Raw genomic sequence first — 1,555 nt, 5'->3', positions numbered from 1 at the left:
ACTGGGATTTAATTCGCCTAGCTTTGAGTTCTATAGCCAACCAAGCGATTATTCCCTTGCAAGATGTTTTGGGATTAGGAAACGAAGCGCGGATGAATTTTCCTAGTACTGCTGAGGGTAACTGGGGGTGGCGCTATCAAGGAGAAGCGTTGAGAGATGAATTACGCGATCGCTTGAAAGTTCTTACCAGACTCAATGGACGCGCCCCGAAAGCGCAGTGAGGCAGGGGGTCAGGGGGGCAGGGGAAGCAGGGGAGGCAAGGGAAGAAAGAATAACCAATGCCCAATCCCCCATGCCCCATATTTCAAAACTTAGGTTTTGCAGCAATTCTAACTTCTTCCTCTTTCCCTGGTTCTCCCATTTCCTTGGCTTTCTCTTGATTGACGCTCATTAACACGCCACCAGCATTATCAGTTTTCACTGTCAGCTGCTGTTGGGCTTTCCAAATCCGGTGAGTTCCCTCTGGCAGAGTACCCTCAAACTCGGTTTTGCCATCGGCTACTACGCGAATCCAAGATGACGCTTTCAAAGTAACACCAATCTGTACAGCTTTTCCTTGTTGGACGGCGCTAAGGGTATCGTTAAGTGATTGAACCTCCACTGACTCTTTTACTTGGGCTATTGCTGGTTTAACAATAGACTTTTGTTTTGGGGATGGCTGATTTTGATTATTACTTGTACTTGCTTGTAATACTGCGTTATTTAATAACTGAGATAAGGCATTTACAGAACATACAATTAGCAATATGTAAAGAAAGTAAAGATGAATTGGACGTAGTTGATTAAGGGGTGAATTATTCTTTATACCTTGAGAATTCACTTGTGCAGAACTAATCGGAAAAGTGCCAGAAAATTCTACTCCATTCAAACCTAGTGCATCTGCGAATTGCCTGATTAAACCCTGTATGTAGACTGGTTCTGGCAGATCGTTTAAATTACCTTCTTCGATCGCCTGCAATAATCGTTGGGGAATCCTTGTTAAGGCAACCATTTGCTCTAGAGATAATCCCTGTTCTTGACGCAATGCCCAAAGTTGAGCGCCCATTTCTGCCAATTTTTTGGCTCGTTGTTGCTCTAATGAAATTGATGGCTGGTTATTATTCTTCTTTCTTAGCCATTTCATGCCTACTGACACTCCTTAACTCCACAGAATCAATAATTAGGTTGCGTTATCTGGTCTTGCAAAAACTGAATTTCATGATTTTTGAGGGAACGATATTTACCCTCTTCCAAAAAAGGTTCTTTTGGAGTTTGTAATTCAATTGGGCCGATAGCAGTCCGATGCAGCTTGATTACTGGGTATCCTAACTGTTGAGCTATCCGGCGAATTTGGCGATTTCTTCCCTCCTGCAACACTATTTCTAAAAAGCTTTGTTCGCCACGATGTTCTATTAGCTGTACCTTAGCGGGCCTAGTTTTTCTACCCTCCAACATCACACCCTGACGCCACATTTTCAGTACTGCTTCTGGAGGATGTCCTTCTACCAAAACACGATATGTTTTGGAAATACTGTGGCGGGGATGTGTTAGTCCAAATGTCAGATTTCCGTCATTG

At 43.3% G+C, this 1,555-nt stretch carries 3 protein-coding genes; 1 reads left to right on the top strand and 2 read right to left on the bottom strand.

Features of this window, described 5'->3' with window-relative positions; translation table 11 throughout:
* Nucleotides 1-221 (top strand): 4-alpha-glucanotransferase (locus VE944_RS12550; RefSeq protein WP_324977426.1); only part of this gene is annotated, 221 nt, incomplete at its 5' end.
* An 83-nt stretch (nt 222-304) separates the two neighbouring features.
* Here the strand turns inward: VE944_RS12550 and VE944_RS12545 are convergent.
* On the bottom strand, nt 305-1,123 hold the full coding sequence (locus tag VE944_RS12545; protein ID WP_324977423.1) for a helix-turn-helix domain-containing protein: 819 nt from the start codon (nt 1,121-1,123) through the stop codon (nt 305-307).
* Nucleotides 1,124-1,152: 29 nt separating this feature from the next.
* A partial coding sequence (locus tag VE944_RS12540; protein ID WP_324977420.1) for a pseudouridine synthase occupies nt 1,153-1,555 on the bottom strand: 403 nt, incomplete at its 5' end.

Origin of the sequence: Nostoc sp. (genome assembly GCF_035638895.1) — a bacterium.
Taxonomy (GTDB): Bacteria; Cyanobacteriota; Cyanobacteriia; order Cyanobacteriales; family Nostocaceae; genus Nostoc.
The sequence above is the reverse complement of the archived record's forward strand: the minus strand, read 5'-3'. Positions and strand labels throughout refer to the sequence as shown.

What these genes read in the sequence shown, in the direction of transcription:
- VE944_RS12545 (WP_324977423.1), bottom strand. Translation starts at nt 1,123, where the DNA reads ATGAAATGGCTAAGAAAGAAGAATAATAACCAGCCATCAATTTCATTA.